At 62.2% G+C, this 2,759-nt stretch carries 2 protein-coding genes; both read left to right on the top strand.

All coding sequences use genetic code 11. The features are described 5' to 3' along the window. Positions 1 to 1,380, top strand: a 1,380-nt coding sequence (gene murC / locus EN932_RS33175; RefSeq protein ID WP_128369405.1) for a UDP-N-acetylmuramate--L-alanine ligase, incomplete at its 5' end; no start/stop codon positions are given. Then, positions 1,377 to 2,342, top strand: coding sequence for a UDP-N-acetylmuramate dehydrogenase (gene murB / locus EN932_RS33170; protein ID WP_013530959.1), 966 nt, complete (start codon positions 1,377 to 1,379; stop codon positions 2,340 to 2,342). The genes murC and murB, both read left to right, overlap by 4 nt. Positions 2,343 to 2,759 lie beyond the last annotated feature (417 nt).

Genomic DNA, 2,759 nt, shown 5'->3' with positions numbered 1-2,759 from the left:
GTGCATTTCATCGGCATTGGCGGCATCGGCATGAGCGGCATTGCCGAAGTGCTGCACAATCTCGGCTACAAGGTGCAAGGGTCCGACCAGGCCGAAAGCGCCAATGTGCAGCGGCTGCGCGACAAGGGCATTGAATGCTTCGTCGGCCATAGGGCCGAGAATCTCGGCGATGCCGAGGTGGTGGTCGTCTCGACGGCGATCAAGAAATCCAACCCTGAGCTGAAGGCCGCGCGCGAAAAGCTGCTGCCGATCGTGCGCCGGGCCGAGATGCTGGCCGAACTGATGCGCTTTCGCCAGGCGGTGGCGATCGGCGGCACGCATGGCAAGACGACGACGACCTCGATGGTGGCGACCTTGCTCGATGCGGGCGGGCTCGATCCGACCGTGATCAATGGCGGCATCATCAATGCCTACGGCACCAACGCCCGCATGGGCGACGGCGAATGGATGGTGGTCGAGGCCGACGAGAGCGACGGCACCTTCCTGAAACTGCCGGCCGAGATCGCGGTCGTCACCAACATCGACCCCGAGCATCTTGACCACTATGGCAGCTTCGACAAGGTGCGCGAGGCGTTCCGCCAGTTTGTCGAGAACGTTCCGTTCTACGGTTTTGGCGTGATGTGCACCGATCACCCCGAAGTGCAGGCGCTGGTCAGCCGCATCGAGGACCGCCGGGTCATCACCTATGGCGAGAATGCGCAGGCCGACGTGCGCTTTACCAATCACCGCATGTCAGGTGCCATTTCGGAATTCGACGTGGTGATCCGCGACCGCAAGACCGGCGGCCAGACTGTCATAGCAGGCCTGCGCCTGCCGATGCCCGGCCGTCACAACGTCTCCAACGCGACGGCAGCAATCGCGGTCGCGCACGAACTCGGCCTGTCGGCCGAGGCGATCAAGAAGGGCCTGTCGTCCTTCGCCGGCGTCAAGCGCCGCTTCACCCATACCGGTTCGTGGGACGGCGTCGAAATATTCGACGATTACGGCCACCATCCGGTCGAGATCTCGGCGGTGCTGAAGGCGGCGCGCAGCGCCACCCAGGGTCGTGTCATCGCCATTGCCCAGCCGCATCGCTTCACCCGGCTGCATGATCTGTTCAACGAGTTTTCCACCTGCTTCAACGACGCCGACACAGTAATGGTGGCGCCGGTCTACGCGGCCGGCGAAGAGCCGATCGACGGCGTCAGCTCGGACGCGCTGGTGTCGCGCATCCGCGCCGGCGGTCATCGCGACGCGCGCTACATCGAGGGCCCGGCGGCGATTGCGCCCATCGTCCGTGACCTGGCCAAGCCGGGCGATTTCGTCGTCTTCCTTGGAGCCGGCAACATCACCCAATGGGCCTATGCGTTGCCCAAGGAGCTTGGCGGGACCGTCTCATGATGCACGGCCAGGCCCTGATCGACAGACTTGGCGACCGGCTTGCCGGCCTGCGTGGCCGCCTGACGCCGAACGCCGAGATGGACAAGATCACCTGGTTCCGTGCCGGGGGGCTGGCTGAAGCGTTGTTCCAGCCGGCCGATGAGGAGGACCTTGCCGCGTTCCTGAAAGCCGTTCCCGAAGAGATACCGCTGACGGTCGTCGGCGTCGGCTCCAACCTTCTGGTCCGCGATGGCGGCATCGAGGGCTTTGTCATTCGGCTTTCGGCCAAGGGCTTCGGCGATGCCGAGGTGATTTCGCCAATCAGGATCAAGGCGGGAGCTGCTACCCCCGACAAGCGCGTCGCAGCGGTGGCGCTCGAGGCCGGCATTGGCGGCTTTCATTTCTACCACGGCATTCCGGGTGCAATCGGCGGTGCGCTGCGAATGAATGCCGGCGCCAATGGCGTCGAGACGCGCGAGCGCGTCATCGAAGTGCGAGCACTCGATCGCAAGGGCAATGTGCAGACGCTGAGCAATGCCGATATGGGATACGCCTATCGCCATTCGGCGGCTCCTTCCGGGCTGATCTTCACCTCCGCCGTGTTCGAAGGCTTTGCCGAGGACAGGGCGACCATCAAGGCTGCGATGGAGGCCGTGCAGAACCATCGTGAGACCGTGCAGCCGATCCGCGAGAAGACCGGCGGCTCGACCTTCAAGAATCCCGACGGCACATCGGCCTGGAAGGAGATCGACAAAGCGGGCTGCCGCGGCCTGATGATCGGCGGCGCGCAGATGTCGCCGATGCATTGCAACTTCATGATCAACACCGGAACCGCGACCGGCTACGACCTTGAATATCTCGGCGAGACGGTGCGCACGCGGGTGCTGGAGAATTCCGGTATCCGGCTGCAATGGGAAATCAAGCGCATCGGCAATTTCCGGCCAGGGCATGCCGTTCAGGAGTTTCTCGGGCAGCTCCTTTAAGGTGCTGATATTCAGGTGATGCTCCGCTCCGGTTCTCGAAAGCCATCGTTTTCGACTCGGCCTGACCTGAATCTCGACACACCTAGCGCCTCGTTGAAGTTCATGTGATGCGTGAACTTCAACGAGGCGAAAAACGGTCCGCGACCGTTGCCGCAAAGACTCAACGACACGCTTTTCGCATCCATTTTCTCAGAAAGTGAATCTCTCGGAATCGTAAGCACTTGCCAGTGAATCAACTCTCTGATTCTCTGCTCGAAAGCGTTTCCTGATTTGAGTCGTTCGACGCGTTTTCAGCGTTTTCCGTCTGGGGGGCAACCTGCCGGGAGACTCTGACTCAATGTTGCGGAAAATCTGGTTTTGGTCCGCCGTGAGAGAGGGGATGCCGGGGAATGAAAAACAAGCATGTGGCCGTCCTGC

Origin of the sequence: Mesorhizobium sp. M7A.F.Ca.US.002.01.1.1 (assembly GCF_004022955.1) — a bacterium.
Lineage (GTDB): Bacteria > Pseudomonadota > Alphaproteobacteria > Rhizobiales > Rhizobiaceae > Mesorhizobium > Mesorhizobium ciceri.
This window is presented reverse-complemented; position numbering and strand designations above follow the sequence as displayed.